This window comes from Halomonas sp. DP5Y7-2 (assembly GCF_019802025.1).
GTDB classification, from domain to species: Bacteria; Pseudomonadota; Gammaproteobacteria; order Pseudomonadales; family Halomonadaceae; genus Halomonas; species Halomonas litopenaei_A.
Map to the genome: position 1 here is coordinate 226960 of NZ_JAHVHY010000007.1, position 18565 is coordinate 245524.

The window sequence follows — 18565 nt, forward strand, 5'->3', positions numbered from 1 at the left end:
AGCCGATATGGGCACGGCCTGGCCTGAGCCTGGCGCTCGCAAGCAGGAGCGCCCTGGTGTCATGTGGTGCTCGGTAAGTGACGCGGCTATCACCATTGGCATGTGCGCTAGTTTCTGGACCGAAGCGTGTCTCAAGCAGCCTTCCAGCCCTGCTCAAGGGCTCTAGAAGGCCCAGGCGGCGGACAAGGAGACCGTGTCGCCGTCAAAGCGATTTTCCGAGGACACGTCGTGAAGCCACTTGCCGATCAGCGTGACCGGTGTCTGCCCCAGGGAGACACTCTTCATGAAGGCCGGCCCCACCCCTGCTCCGCTGCTGCGGAAGCCATCATCCAGACGGTCGGGCACCGGCCCGGAGTCCGACTCCAGCTGCTCGTAGACATAACCGGCTACGCCAAGGCCGAAACCCGGCGTCACATATTTGGCGGCCAACACATCCAGGTGAAATTCGTCCCCGGTCGTATAATCGGTGGCATCGTTCTCGAAGTTGAACAGGATGCCAGCCGTCAGTGACAGGTCCCAGCCGCTTGCCGGTAGCCAGCTATAGGTGATTGTCGGGTCGATGGCCCAGTAGTGGCGCCCCAGATTGATGCGATCATCTTCGTCGTAGCGTCCCACCGGAATATTCACTCCCACCGCTGCGGTGGTGTGATGCGCGCCGTTGGCCCAATTCAACGCAATGGGCACCAGGTACGGGTCACCGAAGCCATCATTGCTGCCCGTGCTGAAGCGCTCTTGCCCGGCAAATTCGGCGTTGAGATCTACGCTGACATCAAACACATAGGGAATGTTGATGCCAGCAATGTAGGTAGCCCCCAGCCATTCCACGTCTGTGACCCAGGTAAGCTTCAGCAGGTTGAACCACAGGGTCTGCTCAAGGCCCGCATCCAGTCTACCGCCCAAAGGTCTGGCACCGATCTCCCCTTCGTAACGCACCAGATCATTGCGCGCGTAGACGCCGGGCGGCGGAGCAAGCCCGGCAGCAAAATCGTTATAGGCCCCGGGAACATAGATACTGCTTGCGCCCTCTGAGGCGTGGGCGGAGGCCGTGATCGAAAGGAGCAACGGGGCTGCGAACACCGATAGCCAAGGACGGGACGGGCGCCCTTCCAGGCGGGGGTAGCGGTAGTCGGCAGCAAGACAACGGGCAGGCATGGTCAGCGCTTCCATCAGATGGTGTGAAGCAAAGTATAGGGGGGCTGCCCAACTTTTTGGCACAATTTGCAAATTGCCTGACGTAGCGACGGATCCAACGAGACGTCGTGGCCGAATTGGCAGCGACGTCAGTGACGGCGTCTTGTTTCAATCTGCGCCAACGTTGGGATCTCAAAACGACAGCGGCGCCCACCAGGGGCGCCGCTGTTGTGCTTGGCTGTTATGGCCATCACACCGTTCAGTCATCGGCCGGAGCGTAGGAGCCATCCTCGCGATGCACTTCCTTGCCGGTCAGTCCTGGTGTGAAGACACAGGCCAGGTGCATGGTCTTGCTGGCCCGCAGCAGGTGCTCGTCATGCTGGTCCAGGATATAGATATCACCTGGCTTGATCGGCCAGATCTTGCCGTCGGCCAGAGTCTCGACCTCACCTTCACCCTCGATGCAGTAGACCGCCTCGAAGTGATGCTTGTAATGGATGTGAGTCTCGGTGCCTTCGAAGATACGCGTGATATGGAACGAGCACTGACCGCCATCATCGGCGAGCATCAGTCGGGTGCTGTCCCAGTTACCGTTTTCTGCCTTGACCAGGCGATCGGTTTGACGTGCTTCTTCCAAGTTACGAACGATCATTGAACACTCCATTGTCAGGGGGTTTCGACAGGCCATGGTGCACCATCCCTCGGGACGTTGGTGCCACCATGACCCTCGATCTTATCAGGCCGTGGCTATCTCTGGGCTAAGCCAGGATGAGCCGGTCCTGAGGATCTCAGCTAAGCGCTTCGTGAGTACTGCGCTCGAGGATATCGAGGCCTTCGAGCAAGTCTTCATCGGTGATGGTCAGCGGGCAGAGGCACTTCACCACTTCACCGTCTTGGCCACTGGTCTCGATGACCAGGCCGTTTTCAAAGGCCTTGGCGGTAATCTTGTCTGCCACCTCACCGTTTTGAACGTCGATGCCACGCATCAGTCCGCGGCCCCGCTCCGACGCGGTGTAACCCTTGTCATTCAGCCAGGCGGCAATCTTCTGGAAGCGTTCCTCGACGATGCGTGCCTTGCGCTGGACATCACGCTCGAAGGTATCGTCGCTCCAGTACTTGCGCATGGCCGCTGCAGCGGTCACGAAGGCCAGGTTGAAGCCACGGAAGGTACCGTTGTACTGGCCGGGCTTCCACTTGTCGAGTTCGGGACGCATCAAGACGTGGGCAAACGGCAGGCCGAACGCGGACAGCGACTTGGAGTTGGTCACGATGTCCGGTGTGATGCCCGCGTGTTCGAAGCTGAAGAACTTGCCGGTGCGGCCGCAGCCCGCCTGGATATCATCAATGATCAAGAGGATATCGTGGTCGCGGCAAATCTTTTCGAGTCGCTTGAGCCAATCGAGCCCGGCGACATTGATACCGCCCTCCCCCTGAACGGTTTCCACAATCACGCCCGCAGGCACGTCCAGGCCGCCGGACTTGTCACCCAGGAGCTTTTCAAAGTAATCCAGCGTATCTGTCTCGCTGCCCATGTAGCCATCAAACGGCAGGAAGGATGCGCCCTGGGTCGGGATGCCGCCGGTGGCTTCACGGAACTTGCGATTACCGGTGGTGGCAAGCGCCCCCATGGTGACGCCGTGGAAGCCATTGGTGAAGGTCACGATGTTGTGACGTCCCTTGGCCACGCGGGCCAGACGAATGGCCGCTTCCACCGCATTGGTGCCGGTCGGACCAGGAAGGTGGACCTTGTAGTCAAGACCACGCGGCTTGAGGATCACCTCTTCGAGGGTCTCGAGATAGTCGCGCTTGGCGGCCGTCCAGAAGTCGAGACCGTGAATGATGCCGTCGGTGGCCAGGTAGTCGACCAGCGCCTGCTTGAGGTGCGGGTTGTTATGCCCGTAGTTGAGGGTACCTGCACCGGCAAGAAAGTCGATGTACTCGCGACCGGTCTCGTCTGTCAGGCGAGCATTCTGCGCCTTGGTGAAGACGACCGGAAAGGAGCGAGAATAGGTACGAACGTCGGATTCCATGCGTTCGAGGATCTGGGTCTGCATTGGTGACCTCCTGTCGGGTTCGTAAGCAGTGAATCTGAATGAGGAGAGAATGGCGAAGCGTCGGTACACGCCTCGCCATCAAGTGATGGAGCTAGATACGTGTGGTATCGAACGGACCGATGCGCACGAGGTTTTCGGGATCGTGCTCACCACCTAGCTGATCAGTGGAGAAATACTCGCGACTGTTAAGCGGGGCCTGCCAGCGATCTGCCAAGCGTCGAAACAATCCCCACGAGGCCTGGTTATCAGGCGTGATGGTGGTCTCGAGGTGGTGTACCTCGGTGAATTCTGGTCGCGTCAGAATGGCCTCGACCAAGCGCCGTGCAAGTCCGGTTCCGCGGGCCTGCTCGCCCACCGCTACCTGCCATAGGAAGTAGGTGTCCGGGGCATTGCTTTTCACGTAGCCAGAAACGAAGCCGACGATCTCCCCTTCCTCGTTGGTGGCAACCGCACAGCTGTCACGGAACTGGGTCGCCAGCAGCAGATAGGCATAGGCGGAATTGACGTCCAGCGGGGGGCACGACTTGACCAGCTCGTAAATCCCCCAGCCGTCTTCGGGATTGGACTTGCGAATAAACAGCGGCGCCTCTTCGTGCCCGACCACTGCATCTGCCACGGTGGGCTTGGCGAGGTCGGCGGAAGGTGTGAAGGGCTCAGTGCTTGCAGTCATGTTCGTTATGCTTCGCTGTAGCGAATTTGGACAGCCATTATAACAGTCGATTATGACATTTCAAAATCTGGATTATTCTTAAGCCTCAGAATCATAACAAAATGTTATGCGAGCACCGTAGCGCCCGTGGTTGGGCGCCTTGGTACCGGCAGTAGCCGCCAACGCTTGCCAGCGACTCGAATGTCAGCCCAGGCCCCCGTTCTTGAGGTGCGTATCGACACTCCTGGATCATGAAATACGTACCTCAATGAGTATAGAAGGCGCTTGACGAACGGCCAGCTTCCGTTTTTCTCATCGCCTCAGCAACGCCAACTGCTGTGAAATCCGCCACAACCTGTCACTAACTTCGCGGATTCGCGCTCCCACTATGGGCAATGTCTGAAAGTGCGCAGCTCCTCGCTGCGTCACGGTTTCACAATGCTTAGGATCCTTCTCATCCAGGGCCTCGTGTCTATGGCTCCGTGTTTATAGCCCCGTGTCTATGGCCCCGTGCGCTGTCAGGGAGGATCTCGCATGCCGTTGTTGTCGCGTTCATGTCGCTTGGGAAATGTCCACTGGGTGGGCTGTGTCCTCGTAAATGACGGCAAGACGGGAGGGCACTGACATGTGGATACCTCCTTCCTCCGGTCAGCCGCCTTCTGGCACTTCCGATAACTCTGACGCTTCTGACCAGCCTGGCACGAATGCCCCGCCCTCCCCCCGCCGCTTGCATGAGCTGTTGGCTGCCTTTGATGTCCCTCTGACCCAGGACCACCGGCTGCTCAAGCTTCAGCTATCCGGCCATTCCTCATCCCGCCACGCCCTGATTCCCCATCGCCTGGTCGGGGAGGAAATGCTGTCGCGACCCTATCGCTATCGTCTGGACGTGATCGCCCAGCGTGGTGATATCGAACTCAAGTCGTTGATCGCTCAACCCGCCACGCTGGAGATTCGCCAGGCCGACGGGAGTTACCGCCAGCTTTCCGGGCTGGTGGAATCCGCCGCCCTGCTCGGTGAAGACGGCGGCGTCTTCTACTATCAGCTCGAGCTGGTGCCCTGGCTTGCCATGCTCAGCCTTGGCCGCGACAGCCGCATCTTTCAGGACAAGACGGTGGTCGAGATCATCGAAGCGGTGTTCGACGGCCACACTGAGGCCAAGGGGGGATATCGCTTCGACCTGCGCCGGGACTACCCCGCCCGCAGCTATTGCGTGCAGTACCGGGAGAGCGACTACCACTTCGTCAATCGCCTGATGGAACAGGAAGGACTGTTCTACTATTTCGAGCACCACCCCTTCACCAATGCGTCCTCCGACAGCGCCAGGGGCGCAGGCGAGGTCAGCCACCGCCTGGTGATCACCGACGATGTGATGACCTGTCCCGCCGTCGCCCCCCAGACCATTCGCTTTCATCGCCAGGCAGCGACCGAGGCCGAGGACGCCATCACCCAGTGGGGCGGCACGCGGGTCCAGCAGCCGACGCGGGTCAGCCTGACCACCTTCGACTACAAGCACCCGCGGCGCGATACCACCACCACTCAGCACACCATCCGCGCCCAGGGTAACCTGCCTCCTACCGAGGTCTATGACGTTCCCGGCGAGTACTACTATGCGGACCATGATCGGGGTGAGCGTCTTGGCGCCAACCGCCTCGAGGCACTGGAATCCCGCGCCAAGCGCTTCTTTGGTGCCGGTGGCGCCCGCCAGCTGCAGGTCGGCGGCCATTTCACCCTGACCCAGCACCACCAGCATGACCGGGGCGATGCCAGCGAACGCGAGTTTCTAGTGCTGGCGCTGAAGCTGTACGCCGAGAACGCCCTGCCGGTGTCGGCTCACCTCTCTACCCTGCCGGGCAGTTTGCAGCAGGAGCTGACGGACGCCCGTCGCGCCCACGGCCTGGATCACGCGATTGATGGCCAGAGTCTTCACCAGGGGGACTATCAGCGCGCCGGGACCGGCCACTTTCTGGTCGACTTCGAGGCCCAGCGGCGGCTCCTGCCCTACCGCTCGACCCTTGACCACCCCCGGCCCATCGTGGGTGGCCCCCAAACTGCCATCGTGGTGGGCCCCGAAGGGGAAGAGATCCACACCGACCGTCTCAACCGGGTCAAGGTGCAGTTTCATTGGGATCGCGAAGGCGCCCATAACGCCCAGTCGAGCTGCTGGCTGCGCGTCGCCTCACCCAATGCCAGCGCGGGCTGGGGCGGGGTGTTCGTACCGCGCATCGGTCAGGAGGTCATTGTCGACTTCCTCGAGGGTGACCCGGATCGCCCGCTGATCACCGGACGCCTCTACAACGGTGACGAGCGACCCGAGTGGCACTCCAACGGCCTGCTGTCCGGCCTCAAGTCGAAGACCTATCGCGGTGGCAAGTACAACGAGCTGGTGTTTGACGACGCCACCGATCAGGAGCGGGTACGGCTCAATTCCGAACATGCCAAGAGTCAGCTCAACCTGGGCTATCTGATTCACCAGCAGGGCAATACGCGGGGCGACTTTCGCGGTACCGGCTTTGAGCTGCGCACCGACGCCTATGGCGCCGTACGTGCCAACGAGGTCCTGCTGCTGACCAGTTGGGGCCAGCTCGGGGCTGGCGGTGAACAGCTCGACCTGCCACCGGCCTGGCGTGAACTGCAAGCCGCCTGGCAGCTTGCCGATACGCTGAGTGACAGTGCCGTCGACCACCAGGCCGAACCGCTGGCGAGCCTCAATGACCTGCACAAGGCCAGCGACGACGCCCAGGGGCGCCACGGTCGCCCCGCCAGCACTGCCGCCAGACACCGCTTCGATGGCAGCAGCGCCCAGAGTGCAAGCCAAGGCGGCCAGGGTGAGGCCGGCAGCCTCAAGGCGCCCTGGTTGCACCTGGCCTCCCCTGCCGGTATCGCCGCCAGCACGCCGCAGTCGACGCACCTGGTGCAGGGCAAGTCGCTCAGCGTGACCAGCGGTGAAGACATCAACCTGGCCACCGGGCGTAGCCTGATCGGCTCGCTGTCCGAGAAGCTCTCGCTGTTTGTCCAGCGCGCCGGCATCAAGCTGTTCGCCGCCCAGGGCAAGGTCGATGTCCAGGCCCAGTCTGACGAGATGGCCCTGACCGCCGAGAAGAAGGTCACCATCACCTCCACCGAGGATGCCGTTCACATCGCCGCCGCCGAAGAGATTCTGCTCACCAGCGGCGGGGGCTATATCCGCCTTAAGGGCGGCGATATCGAGATTCATGCGCCGGGGCTGATCGACGTCAAGGGCGGGCAGCACCTGCTTGGGGGGCCCGCGAGTCTGAGCTACCCCTTGGCCAACCTGCCCGTGACCGAGCCCACCAATCTGGAGCTTGAACACCTGTACGGCAACGGCCAGCCGGTTCCCGGAGCGCGCTATCGCGCCATTCTCGCTGATGGCTCGATCCGCCATGGCGTACTTGATGCTGCTGGCAAGGCGACCCTCACCGGCGTCCCCACAGGAGCCGTTCAGGTCGAGTACTTCCAAGACCCGAGGGATATCGAGAAGCGGCCCCAGGCCTGGCCACGCACGCCGCCCGCCAAACCCCGCGTCGACGTGCCGTCAACGGGGCCTGTCGCGTCAGCTAAGGGCAGCCCACGAGGAATGTTCCCCGGCCAGAACAAAGGAACATCAATGTCTCCCCCGGCAGGCCTTTCCTCCCCCGGCGGGCCGGGTCCTTCGCCATCGTCATTACCCTCGTTGCTGGCCTCAGCCGTGACGGCCGGATTACCCCCGTTGAAGGACGTGTTGCCAGATAGTCTCCGACCCCATGAGAGGGACAACTTTATCGGCAAGGTCGTCGACAAGGCCGGGCACCAGCTCGAACAGCGGGCCAAGAAGGCCGTCCTCGAAAAGGCCTTCAACAAGATCCTCAAAGAGGACGACGTTCCCGATGATCTACTCGATGGGGGACTTAAGGACACGCTTCAGGATCGCGCCTCACGGCCAACCGACAGCCCCTTGTCCTCCCCTGGTTGGCCAGGGGGGCCACGCAAAAAAACCTAGTAGATCTGGCCAGTGGATAGCGCTGGGTACGTCAGCGAACTGCCTGGCGACACAGAGATAGTCGCCGCTGGCTGGCCTGGAGACTCCCACCCAAAGAAAGGCGTCCCAGACTGGCCATAAGGATAGCGCTTATAAAGCAGCACATGGACAGGGAAAATTGCGCATGTCGACCCGTAATTTTGATGCCTTAAATGATCTCTATGATCAAGCTGAATCTGCACCAATGCTCCCTAATGAGCGTGAGCTAAGAGAGTATCTCAACAAGAACCGTGTCATTGTTTCCGAAGCATATAGTGAAGGTGAAACCCCTGACGCAGTGATGCTTATGGAGGTTGAGGAGGATAGCATCACCGCGCTAGACGTGCTGATTCAGGCCGCGTATATGCTGCCCGTCGTCGGTAACGTCATGGCCATTGGTGACGTTGCTCGAGATATCGGGAACATCTACGACAACGATACAAGACAGCCTGAAGCGATGCTTTGGGCAGTGCTGGTGATTGATGCCATTGGTCTCGTGCCTGCCGTTGGCAATGCCTCTCGCCCTGTACGCGTGGGCGTTCGCGAAGGCTTGCTGGCCTTTTCCCGCAATGACGGGATAGAGGTCGTCATTGACATCTTCTTCAACTATGCCGCTGGTGAAGCCCTCGATTTTCTGGAAAACCTCGAACCTTGGATCAATGCGCAGAAACCAAAGCTGCTGACTGAGCTTCGCAACCTTATCTTTATACTCCAGCGATATATCCAGAACCCTGTCGGCGCTGCGGAGCAGGCAGGAATTATCGACGACAACCCCGAATGGTGGAATATCCTGGAGAAAGGCAAGCGCATCATCTTTATCGCTTTTGATCGCCTGCTTGAAGCCTTTGGCTACGATCGCCAGCAACTCATCAATTTTCTACATGAGCTTGGCGGCATGGCTGAGCGGCTGATAAACGCTGGTATAGGCGAACTTCTGCCAGTGGTAAGAAGGCTTGCAGAGGCGGCGGTAGACCGTCGTAAAAGAACGGGGGGTGTCCAACACCAGACCACCGCGATTGCCGGCCAGCAAAACACCTCTCGCCGAGGGGCACAAAAAATCCAGACCACCCATGAAGCGTCGACGCCCAGCCGTACCCCGAGCGGCTGTGCCTGTAACTTCAACGCGGTGCTTCCCCGCACGACGACCAACAACCCCATCGACTATGTGATGGGCGATGAGAACCTCTGGCACACCGATTTCAACGTGCCGGGGCTGGTCGATGTCGAGTGGACCCGTTACTACCGCTCCAGCATCGATGAGCTGGATGACAGCGAACTGGGTGCCCGCTGGAGTTCGCCCTTCCACCTGCGTCTGGAAACCGAGGGCGATACCCTCACCTTTATCGACAGCCTGAACCGCGCACTGCCCATCGAGCCCCTGGCGGTGGGAGAGCAGCGTTTCCTGCCCCGCGACAACCTGACCATCGAGCACCCGGACGCCGCCCACTACCTGCTTCACTATCTGGACGGCAGCCAGGAGCGCTATCGCCACATTGCCGAGTCCGGCCGCGGCCAGCGTGCTCACTTCCGCCTGGTGGAGCAACGTCAGCGCGATGGTCGCGCCCTGACGCTGAACTACCACCAGGGTCGGCTCGAATCCATCACGGATGGTGCCGCGCTGGAGCTGCGCTTTAGCTACTCTGAGCAAGGGTTGATGTCCCAGGTCGTGCGCCATTATCCGCAGCCGGAGGCCCTCGGCGGTCAGAGCACACCGGCTCATGAACCCGAGGTCCTGGTCCGCTATACCCACAGTGACGACGGCGACCTGATCGAAAGCCGGGATATCCGCGGCTACACCCGTGAGTACGAGTACCAGCACCATCTGGTCACGCGCTACACCCATCGCGATGGACTGGCCGTCCTGCTGGAGTGGGACTGGCCGGGCAAGGCCGACGGTGCCCTGCCCTCCGCCCATGACGCCCGCTGTATCCGCAATCGTCTGGAAGACGGCAGTGAAGACACCCACTTCGAGTACCACCGGGGCTTGTGGTACACCAAGGTCACCGATGCTGACGGCATCATCACCTACTACCGCTACAACTATCACAACCAGATCGAGTCGATCACTCACCCCTTCAACCCGGAGCTTGGCAGCGAGCACTGGCGCTGGGATGAACACGGTCGCCTCACCCGCCATATCGACGGTGAAGGCCGCACCAGTCACTATCGCTACGATGATAGCGGACGGTTGATCGAGATCACCGATCCCCAGGGCCTGACCACCCGCATCGAGTATGACGCCGATGGCCTGCCCATCAAGGTCACCGAGCCGGATGGTCGCGCACGCCAGATGCGCTTTGATGAGCGCGGTCTGCCGCTGGAGGAGATCGCCCCCAACGGGCGCACCACCACCTTTGAACACGACGAGCGTGGCCTGTTGACGGCCATGACCGACGCCGCCGGCAACACCTACCACTACGCCTGGAACGCCTATGGGCGACTGACCAGCGCGTCGGACTGCTCCCGCAAGACCACTACCTTCGCCTATGACCATCGCGGCCTGCTGACCCAGCGCCGTGATGCCGCTGGCCACGTGACACGCTACACCTGCGACCCGACCGGCCTGGTGCTCAGTGCCCAGCACCCCGATAGTGCCGTGGAGCACTTCAGCTACAACGGTGACGGCCGCTTGACCGAGTACCAGGACCCGACCGGCCAACGTACCCGCTACCGCTACAATGGAAAAGGGCTGCCGATCGAGCGTCTCGATCCCATGGGCCAGCGCTTCACCTACGACTACGACCGCCTGCTGAGGCTTAGCGCGCTGACCAACCATAACGGGGATCGCTGGCAGTTTGTCTATGACGGTGGCAGCAGGCTCATCGAAGAAACCGGCTTCGATGGACGCACCCTGAAGTACCGCTACGACGCCGGTGGCGCGTTGATCGAGCGCGTCGACGGCGACCAGGTGATGACCTTCAAGCGCGACAACCTGGGCCGCGTGCTGGAGCGCAAGACACAGATCGGCCAACAGGCCGAGTTCATCACCCGGTATGGCTATGACCTGCTCGGGCGACTGTCCAGGGCCGCCAATCCGAGCAGTGAGACCCGCTTCCACTTCGACCATGCCGACAACCTGATCGCCGAAGTGCAGCGTCATCAACTGCCGACCGGTGGGGAGTATGCCAGCGTCACCCGGCATACCTACGACGTCCTCGGCCACCGCGAGACCACCACCCTGCCCAACGGCCAGACCCTGGCCTGGCTGCGCTATGGCTCCGGCCATGTGCATGCCATGAGCCTGGATCAGCAGGAACTGATCGCCTTCGAGCGTGACGACCTGCATCGGGATATTCGCCGCCGCCAAGGGGCCCAGGAGATTCACTCGGCGTATGACCCGGTCGGACGCCTGATCGAGCAGCAGATTCGTACGCCCCGCTCTCCCCAGGATCAGCTCCCCCAAGGACATAGCAGAACAGCGCAGGGCCGCACGCTCACCCGCCAGTGGCACTACAGCGCCAATGGCCTGCTCAGCCAGGTGGATGACAGCCTGCGCGGCACCACCCGGTACGGCTACGATCCGTTGGGGCGCCTGCGACAAGCCAGTGCGCCAGGGCTGGAGGAAGTCTTCGCCTTTGATCCGGCCGGCAACCTGATCGACCCACCCGACACTGCGGAGTCTTCAGGTACAGAAACGACGCCTCACCCCACCAGCCCCCACGGTGCCACCCGCTGGTGGAGCGAGCGTCGTCGTGACCATCTGGACGGCGGCACCGAAGAGTTCGTGCGCGTCGGCTATCCCGGAAGCCCCAAGCTCTCCCCGGCCATGGGCAACCTGCTCAAGCGCTACGCGGGCACCCACTACCACTACGACCCACATGGCAACCTGACCCGGCGTATCTCGCCCAATGGTGAGACCTGGCATTATCAGTACGACGCCGAACACCGACTGATCGAGGCCAACCACTACCGTAGCGCCCCTGCAGCAGGCGATGACACCCCACCGATGCTGCGTGCCCACTACGCCTATGATGGGCTGGGACGACGTATCTGGAAGCGAGTCGAGCGGGCCGGCAGCGCCAAGCGCAACCCGTCGGAGCCTGGCTACACCACCCTAGACCACACCACCATTGAGCTAACGGTGTTTACCTGGGATGGAGACCTGCTGATCGGCGAAGAACGCTTCGAAGGCCGAGCACAGACTCCTTTTGACACCGCCCTGTGGTACGTGCCGGGACGCCAGCCGCTGGAGCTAACCTCCGAGAACCCCGAGCGGCCCCACGCCCTGCCGGTGGCCCAATGCCGCTACGAGCTGGTCAACCCAAGCCTCACCCCGGTGTATCAGGCCAACTACCTGTTCGAGCCAGAGAGCTTTATTCCCGCGGCCAAAATCGAGCGACACTATCACGCCGTGCCGGTCACGATGCGCACGGGCACCGACGACACCCTGCTGTATCACGACACCCAACCCGGCGAGCCTACCCTTTACTACCTGCAGACCGACCACCTGGGCACCCCACTGGAACTCACCACCCAAGACGGACAGCTCGCCTGGGTGGGCCAGTACCACGCCTGGGGCAAGCTGCGTCACGCCAGCGACGGCCAGGGCAATGCAGCCCAAACCGACAACCCCTTTCGCTTTCAGGGCCAGTATCACGATGAAGAAACCGGGCTGCACTACAACCGCCATCGGCACTATGATCCAGAGATAGGCCGCTTCACCACCCAGGACCCCATCGGCCTGGCGGGAGGTGATAACCTCTACGTCTACGCCCCCAACCCCACGGGCTGGGTGGATCCGCTGGGGTTGAGTGGCAGAAAGCGTATTACAGCAACTGAGGTTGCAGACGAAGCCAAAATACGTGGACAGTCACGTGGTGCTGCATCAGTTCTTACAGTTGGTGACCATACGTATACTGGAGTGAGCGGTGAAGAAGTAGCTCACACGGGTGAAATGACTGGTGTACTAATGGGAACCCCGAATGGCCAAAGAGAAGATTGGCTCGGAGGCTGTGCAGAAGTCGTCTGTATAGAGAAAGCCCTAAATGAAGGGGTAGATCCTAGAGGGGGAACTATCAGTACTGTCAATATCGGGAGATCTGGGGGAGGACATGGCACGCGTAAGCCAGCTTGTCGCTCTTGCCAAGATACCCTTAGAGAATTTGGAGTCTCAGAAGATGGAAATTAACTGTATGGACGACATTCCTTGGTCCGAATGTATGCATGAGGCGTTATTGGAATATCGACATCTGGGTCTTATGCTGATTGAGGAGTTTAATATCACCTTTAGCCAAGAACACTGTAACCCGGTAGCTCTAGTCAATGGGTATTTGCTAGGGAAAGAATGCAATTATGATATACAAGCTGTCAGGGATAATTTATTTGACATAATTAATGATGAAGAAAGAAAATCTGGAAAGCGCAACATTAACTCTGAGCGCGCTTTAAAAGCCAGACTTGCGTTAAGTCTTCTTGCGACTCCCAGTGACAAGAATTCATTAAATGAATCCTTAGACTGGCTGCTTCTCTATCTTGAGAAGCTAGGTATGGATGATGACAAGTCTTGGACTATACTGCATCACTTTTTTGAGCAAAAGCTATCTAAGCGGAATGTTGCTAATAATCTCTTGGATGGTTAGCTATTCCTGCACCATTATACTTAGAAAGTCTCTTCGACGTTGGCTGCAGAGTTCGAACATTTAGGCGCCCCTATGCCATATCTTACAGATAGCTTAACCGGAAGAGTAGTCACAGAATCCATCTTGACTGAAGGTGAGGCATCCCTTGTTGTGACTGGTGGAGCTTGTCTAACGATTTACAATAATTTCATCATCACAAGCAAAAATGGAGAAGCAAGAGTAATCAGCACGGGCGACATCGTCAGTGATATTGAAGAGGACAAAGCTAGAGTGGTGATTAAGCTAAAAAGCGGCGCAAAGCTTATTATAAGCATGGATGACGCATCATATAATGGTCCTGAGGCTATGCAGTTGACTATTCCAGGAGAGTCAACAATCGTTTGGAATTAGATGGATTGCTCGTTATTGTGTGCGGATTTCTCCCCTTGAGACGGTAGCCAGGAGCGCTACCGCCACATTGCCGAGTCTAACCGCGGTCAGCGTGCTCACTTCCGCCTGGTGGAGCAACGTCAGCGCGATGGCCGCACCCTGACGCTGAGCTGCCGTCAGGGTCGGCTTGAGTCCATCGCGGATGGTGCCGCGCCCTCCCTCCCCGCATACACTGGCCGTATCCCTACAAAGCATTGAACAAAAAAGGCACCCGAAGGTGCCTTATAGAGGTGAGCCAGTGCTGTCCGCGTTGCCGCTACAGTCGATGCCTCAAGTGCGGGTGGGAGTCCGCATGGTCACGAACTCTTCTGCGCCGGTGGGGTGAATGCCAACGGTGGCATCGAACTGGGCCTTGGTCAGTCCGGCACGCACGGCGATGGCGATGCCCTGAATGACTTCACCAGCCTCTTCGCCGACCATATGGGCGCCCACCACCACGTCGCTCTTGTCATCGACGATCAGCTTCATCAGACAGCGCTCATCGCTGCCGGACAGGGTGTGCTTCATCGGACGGAAGTCGGCTGTGTAGACACGAATATCGCCGTATATCTCACGTGCCTTTTCTTCGGACAAGCCGACGGTGCCAATATTCGGGTGACAGAACACCGCTGTCGCGATGTTGTCGTAGTTCATCGGTGCCTTGGGCGCATCCCCATAGTGGTGAGCGACCAGGTGCATGGCCTCGGCCAGGGCCACCGGGGTGAGCTCCGGCCCGCCGGTGACGTCGCCTAGCGCCAGAATGGACGGCACCGACGTCTCAAAGCGATCGTTGACCTGGATCGAGCCATTCTCGTTGAGGGCGATATCAAGACGGTCCAGTCCCAGGCCTTCCAGGTGAGGCTTACGACCGGTGGCCGACAGCACCGCATCCACTTCCAGTACATCGCCGTTGGTCAGGGTAGCCTTGATGCCGCCCTCGACCTTCTCGAGAGACTCGATGTTGGTGTTGAAGTGAAGGTTAACGCCCTTCTTGGCCATCTCGTCCCGAGTGAATTCGCGGACCTCCTGGTCAAAGCCGCGCAGGAACAGTTCCCCGCGATACACCAGATGGGCATCTGCGCCCAGGCCGTTGAAGATGCTGGCAAACTCGACGGCGATGTAGCCACCACCGAGGACCAGAAAACGCTTAGGGAAGTGGTCCAGGTCGAAGATCTGGTTGGAGTTCATGGCCAACTCACTGCCCGGGAACGGCGGCACCCATGGCCAGCCACCCACCGCCACAAGAATCTTCTCGGCGCTGATGGTTTCACCTGCGACCTCGACACGATGCTCGTCGACCACCTTGGCGCGGCCATTGATCAGGCGCACACCTGCGTTGTCGAGCAGCTTGCCGTAGATACCGTTGAGACGCTTTATCTCCCCGATCTTGTTGTCGCGAAGCGTGTTCCAGTCGAAACTGGGGGCTTCATTGAGCTCCCAGCCGAAGCCCCTTGCATCATCGAAGGCCTCATGAAAATGGGCGGCGTAGGAATACAGCTTCTTCGGTACGCAGCCTACGTTGACGCAGGTGCCACCCAGGTAGCGATCTTCAGCGACGGCCACCTTGGCTCCTGTTGCTGCTGCGGTGCGCGCCGCGCGTACACCGCCAGAGCCGGCACCAATGACAAAGAGGTCGTAGTCGTATTGTGACACTTGCGTCTCCTGAAATCCGATTCTCGTCAGCTCGCTCCAACGTCCTCGCCTACGAATAGCCAGGTTGAGGACACCGGAGAGGACAGATGGTCCGCTCGCGGCGGCAGGCTGCCATGATACCAGCGGTACGCTTACCCCGGGAGGGTGCTTGACCACCTTGGCCGACGGGGGTAAAAACATGCACCACTTTAGTCACCATTCGCACAGACGGGGAAAGAACATGAGTGATATCGACAACCTCCTTGAAAGAAACCGGGCTTGGGCTGACAAGGTCTGCCAGGATGACCCCGACTTCTTTTCTCGTCTGGCCCAGCAGCAAAGCCCCGAGTACCTGTGGATTGGCTGTTCGGATAGCCGCGTGCCGGCCAACCAGATCATCGATCTCCCTCCGGGTGAGGTGTTCGTCCACCGTAACGTTGCCAACCTGCTCTATCACAACGACATGAATGCTCTGTCGGTCGTGCAATTTGCCGTCGACGTGCTGAAGGTACGTCACATCATGATCGTGGGTCATTACAACTGCGGCGGCGTGCGTGCGGCAGTGACCGGTGGCGAGAATGGCATGGTGGACAACTGGCTGCACAGCGTACGTGAGCTGTACAGCATGCACCGCCCTCAGCTCGAGCAGCTGCCGCTGGATGAGCAGGTCGACCGTATGTGTGAATTGAACGTCCAGTCGCAGGTCAAGACGCTCTGCCGCACCAAGATCATTCAGCGTGCCTGGCAGCGCGGACAGCAGCTGTCGGTTCACGGCTGGGTCTATGGCCTCAGCGACGGCCGGGTGACGGACCTGGAGTGCAGTGTCCACGGCCTCGATCAGGTTGCCCAACTCTATCGGATCGATCGCGTCACCCCGTCGCAGGATTGATCACCCCTCCGACCAGCTACGATGTCGTCAGCTTGGTGCATTACCCCGCCTGGCCTTCGCCGAGCGGGGGTTTTCTCGCGCGTCATCAGTATGGATTCGCTGAGGAAGGTCGTGCTGCAAGGAGAACTGCGAAAGACGAACCGCAAAAGACGAACTGCGCAAGACGAACTGCGACGAGTGCAACTGCTGATAGCAGGTCCATAGGCGGCTCACCCATGACTAGCGCTCTCTCAGCGGGCATTGTTCAGTGGACATCGTTCAGTGGGCAGCCCGTCCACAGGATCTTCGGTTTCCGGGATGACGCGCAGACCCAGCGGGTGAACAACAAGGCACTATAAGCGGACCCTGCGCGGCTGCCGTGGCCCTTCCCCCTTCCTGCCTGCATGACATGCATCGTGTTCTATTCAATCCTCGCATGGGGGTTATCAGAATTTCGATTGTGTTTAAACGGCACATCTCACTATGTTGTTGGTGGACATTGACTAGGCGGCATGTGCCAATTGCGCCAAGCGTCCGACTAGCCATTACAACAACCTCAATAACAAGCAGGACCACCTTCCATGTTCAAGAAGACCCTTCTGGCCAGCGCTCTGGGCGCGGCCATGTTGACGGCTGCCCTGCCTCAGGCGGCAGTCGCTGAGACTACCCTGCGTATGGCCTATGACGCCGATCCGGTGTCATTGGACATCCACGAGCAGCTGTCTGGCGGTATCCTGCAGCTGTCACACATGGTCTTTGACCCGCTGGTGCGCTGGACCAAGGACTTCGAGTTCGAGCCTCGCCTGGCGACCGACTGGGAACAGATCGACGACACCACCATGCGCATCACCCTGCGCGAAGGCGTCACTTTCCACTCCGGTAACCCATTCACCGCGGAAGACGTCGCCTGGACCGTTGATCGCCTGAAGCAAAGCGGCGATTTCAAGGCCATCTTCGAGCCCATCGAAACCGTCAATGTCATTGACGATCATACCGTCGAGATTGTCTCCAAGCGGCCCAACCCGCTGCTCCTCAACATGGCGACCTATATCTTCCCGATGGATAGCCAGTTCTATTCTGGTGAGACAGAGGACGGCAAGGCCAAGGATGAGATCGTCAAGAACGGTAACTCCTATGCCTCGCGCAATGTGTCGGGTACCGGCCCATTTCAGGTGACCAACCGCCAGCAAGGGGTCAGGGTCGACTTCGAGCGCTTTGATGACTACTGGGACAGCGAGTCTCCGGGTAACGTCGATAACATCACGTTGACGCCGATCAGCGAGAATGCCACCCGTGTGGCCGCCCTGCTGTCCGGCGATGTCGACTTCATCGCTCCGGTGCCGCCCAACGATCTCGAGCGCATCGAGAGTAACGAAGACACCAACCTGGTGACCATGTCCGGCACTCGCATCATCCTGTTCCACATGAACCAGGACCGGGTCGAGGCGTTCCAAGACCCCCGCGTGCGCCAGGCCTTCGTCTACGCGATCAACCAGGAAGGCATTGCCGATCGCCTGATGAAAGGCTTTGCCACCCCGGCTGCCCAGTTCTCGCCTGACGGCTATTCCGGCCACAACCCGGAGCTCGAGCCGCGCTTCGACCTGGACCGGGCCAAGGAACTGATGGCCGAAGCAGGCTATGAGGACGGTTTCTCCATCACCATGATGGCGCCCAACAACCGCTACGTGAACGATGCCAAGATCGCCCAGGCGGTTGCCGCCATGCTGGCTCGCATCAACGTCACCGTGGACCTCAAGACCCTGCCCAAAGCCCAGTACTGGGGAGAGTACGACGACCGCGCCGCCGACATGATGATGATTGGCTGGCACTCGGATACCGAGGATTCCGCCAACTTCCACCAGTACCTGACCGAATGCCCCAACGCCGACACCGGGGCGGGTCAGTACAATGCGGGCAACTACTGCAACCCGGAACTCGACCAGCTCATGGTCGACGCCAACCTGGAGCTGGATCTCGAGAAGCGTGGCGAGATGCTGCAACAGCTGGAGCAGGGATTGTACGACGATGCCGCCTTCATTCCCCTGCACTGGCAGGACCTGGCCTGGGCTTCGGCCGCCAATGTCGACATCGAGCCGGTGGTCAACGTGCTGAACTTCCCCTATCTGGGTGACCTGGTCATCAACGAAGAGTAAGCCTACGGGCACCGCACCCTGGTGCCCTTCGCTCCCATTCAGTGCGCTCAGCTTCGTGACAACCTCGCGGAGCTGA

Annotated in this window: 11 protein-coding genes; 6 read left to right on the plus strand and 5 right to left on the minus strand. The window is 59.9% G+C overall.

Going from position 1 to position 18565, the window contains the following annotated elements; all coding sequences use genetic code 11:
- Positions 1–162: 162 nt before the first annotated feature.
- From KUW18_RS14870 to ectA, 4 genes are all read right to left on the minus strand, one after another.
- Positions 163–1152: a transporter gene (locus KUW18_RS14870; RefSeq protein WP_206938727.1), complete on the minus strand. Its 990-nt coding sequence runs from the start codon at positions 1150–1152 to the stop codon at positions 163–165.
- A gap of 238 nt (positions 1153–1390) precedes the next feature.
- Complete coding sequence (locus tag KUW18_RS14875; RefSeq protein ID WP_206938725.1) at positions 1391–1783, minus strand: ectoine synthase; 393 nt, start codon at positions 1781–1783, stop codon at positions 1391–1393.
- A 136-nt stretch (positions 1784–1919) separates the two neighbouring features.
- Complete coding sequence (gene ectB, locus KUW18_RS14880) at positions 1920–3185, minus strand: diaminobutyrate--2-oxoglutarate transaminase (protein ID WP_206938723.1); 1266 nt, start codon at positions 3183–3185, stop codon at positions 1920–1922.
- A gap of 91 nt (positions 3186–3276) precedes the next feature.
- Positions 3277–3855 carry a diaminobutyrate acetyltransferase gene (gene ectA, locus KUW18_RS14885; RefSeq protein ID WP_206938721.1) on the minus strand — a complete coding sequence of 193 codons (579 nt, stop codon included), beginning with the start codon at positions 3853–3855 and terminating at the stop codon, positions 3277–3279.
- 604 nt (positions 3856–4459) lie between these two features.
- Between ectA and KUW18_RS14890 the strand changes: the two genes are divergently transcribed.
- The 4 genes from KUW18_RS14890 (at position 4460) to KUW18_RS14905 (ending at position 13818) form a co-directional block, all read left to right on the plus strand.
- Entirely contained in the window at positions 4460–7831 is a 3372-nt protein-coding gene (locus KUW18_RS14890; RefSeq protein ID WP_222561753.1) for a type VI secretion system Vgr family protein, read from the plus strand.
- Between the two features lie 319 nt (positions 7832–8150).
- Positions 8151–12977, plus strand: coding sequence for an RHS repeat-associated core domain-containing protein (locus tag KUW18_RS14895; protein WP_222561754.1), 4827 nt, complete (start codon positions 8151–8153; stop codon positions 12975–12977).
- Positions 12978–12981: 4 nt separating this feature from the next.
- Positions 12982–13428 (plus strand): hypothetical protein, encoded by a 447-nt coding sequence (locus KUW18_RS14900; RefSeq protein WP_206938709.1) that lies wholly within the window; start codon positions 12982–12984, stop codon positions 13426–13428.
- Between the two features lie 72 nt (positions 13429–13500).
- On the plus strand, positions 13501–13818 hold the full coding sequence (locus KUW18_RS14905) for a hypothetical protein (protein ID WP_206938707.1): 318 nt from the start codon (positions 13501–13503) through the stop codon (positions 13816–13818).
- 309 nt (positions 13819–14127) lie between these two features.
- Here KUW18_RS14905 and gorA read toward each other — a convergent pair whose 3' ends face one another.
- Positions 14128–15489, minus strand: a complete 1362-nt coding sequence (gorA, locus tag KUW18_RS14910) for a glutathione-disulfide reductase (protein ID WP_206938705.1) — start codon at positions 15487–15489, stop codon at positions 14128–14130.
- Positions 15490–15709: 220 nt separating this feature from the next.
- On the opposite strand from gorA, the gene can reads away from it, so the two are divergent.
- Both can and KUW18_RS14920 read left to right on the plus strand, forming a co-directional pair.
- Positions 15710–16357 carry a carbonate dehydratase gene (gene can, locus KUW18_RS14915; RefSeq protein ID WP_206938703.1) on the plus strand — a complete coding sequence of 216 codons (648 nt, stop codon included), beginning with the start codon at positions 15710–15712 and terminating at the stop codon, positions 16355–16357.
- Positions 16358–16917: 560 nt separating this feature from the next.
- Positions 16918–18489 carry an ABC transporter substrate-binding protein gene (locus KUW18_RS14920; RefSeq protein ID WP_222561755.1) on the plus strand — a complete coding sequence of 524 codons (1572 nt, stop codon included), beginning with the start codon at positions 16918–16920 and terminating at the stop codon, positions 18487–18489.
- The last annotated feature ends 76 nt before the right edge of the window (positions 18490–18565 follow it).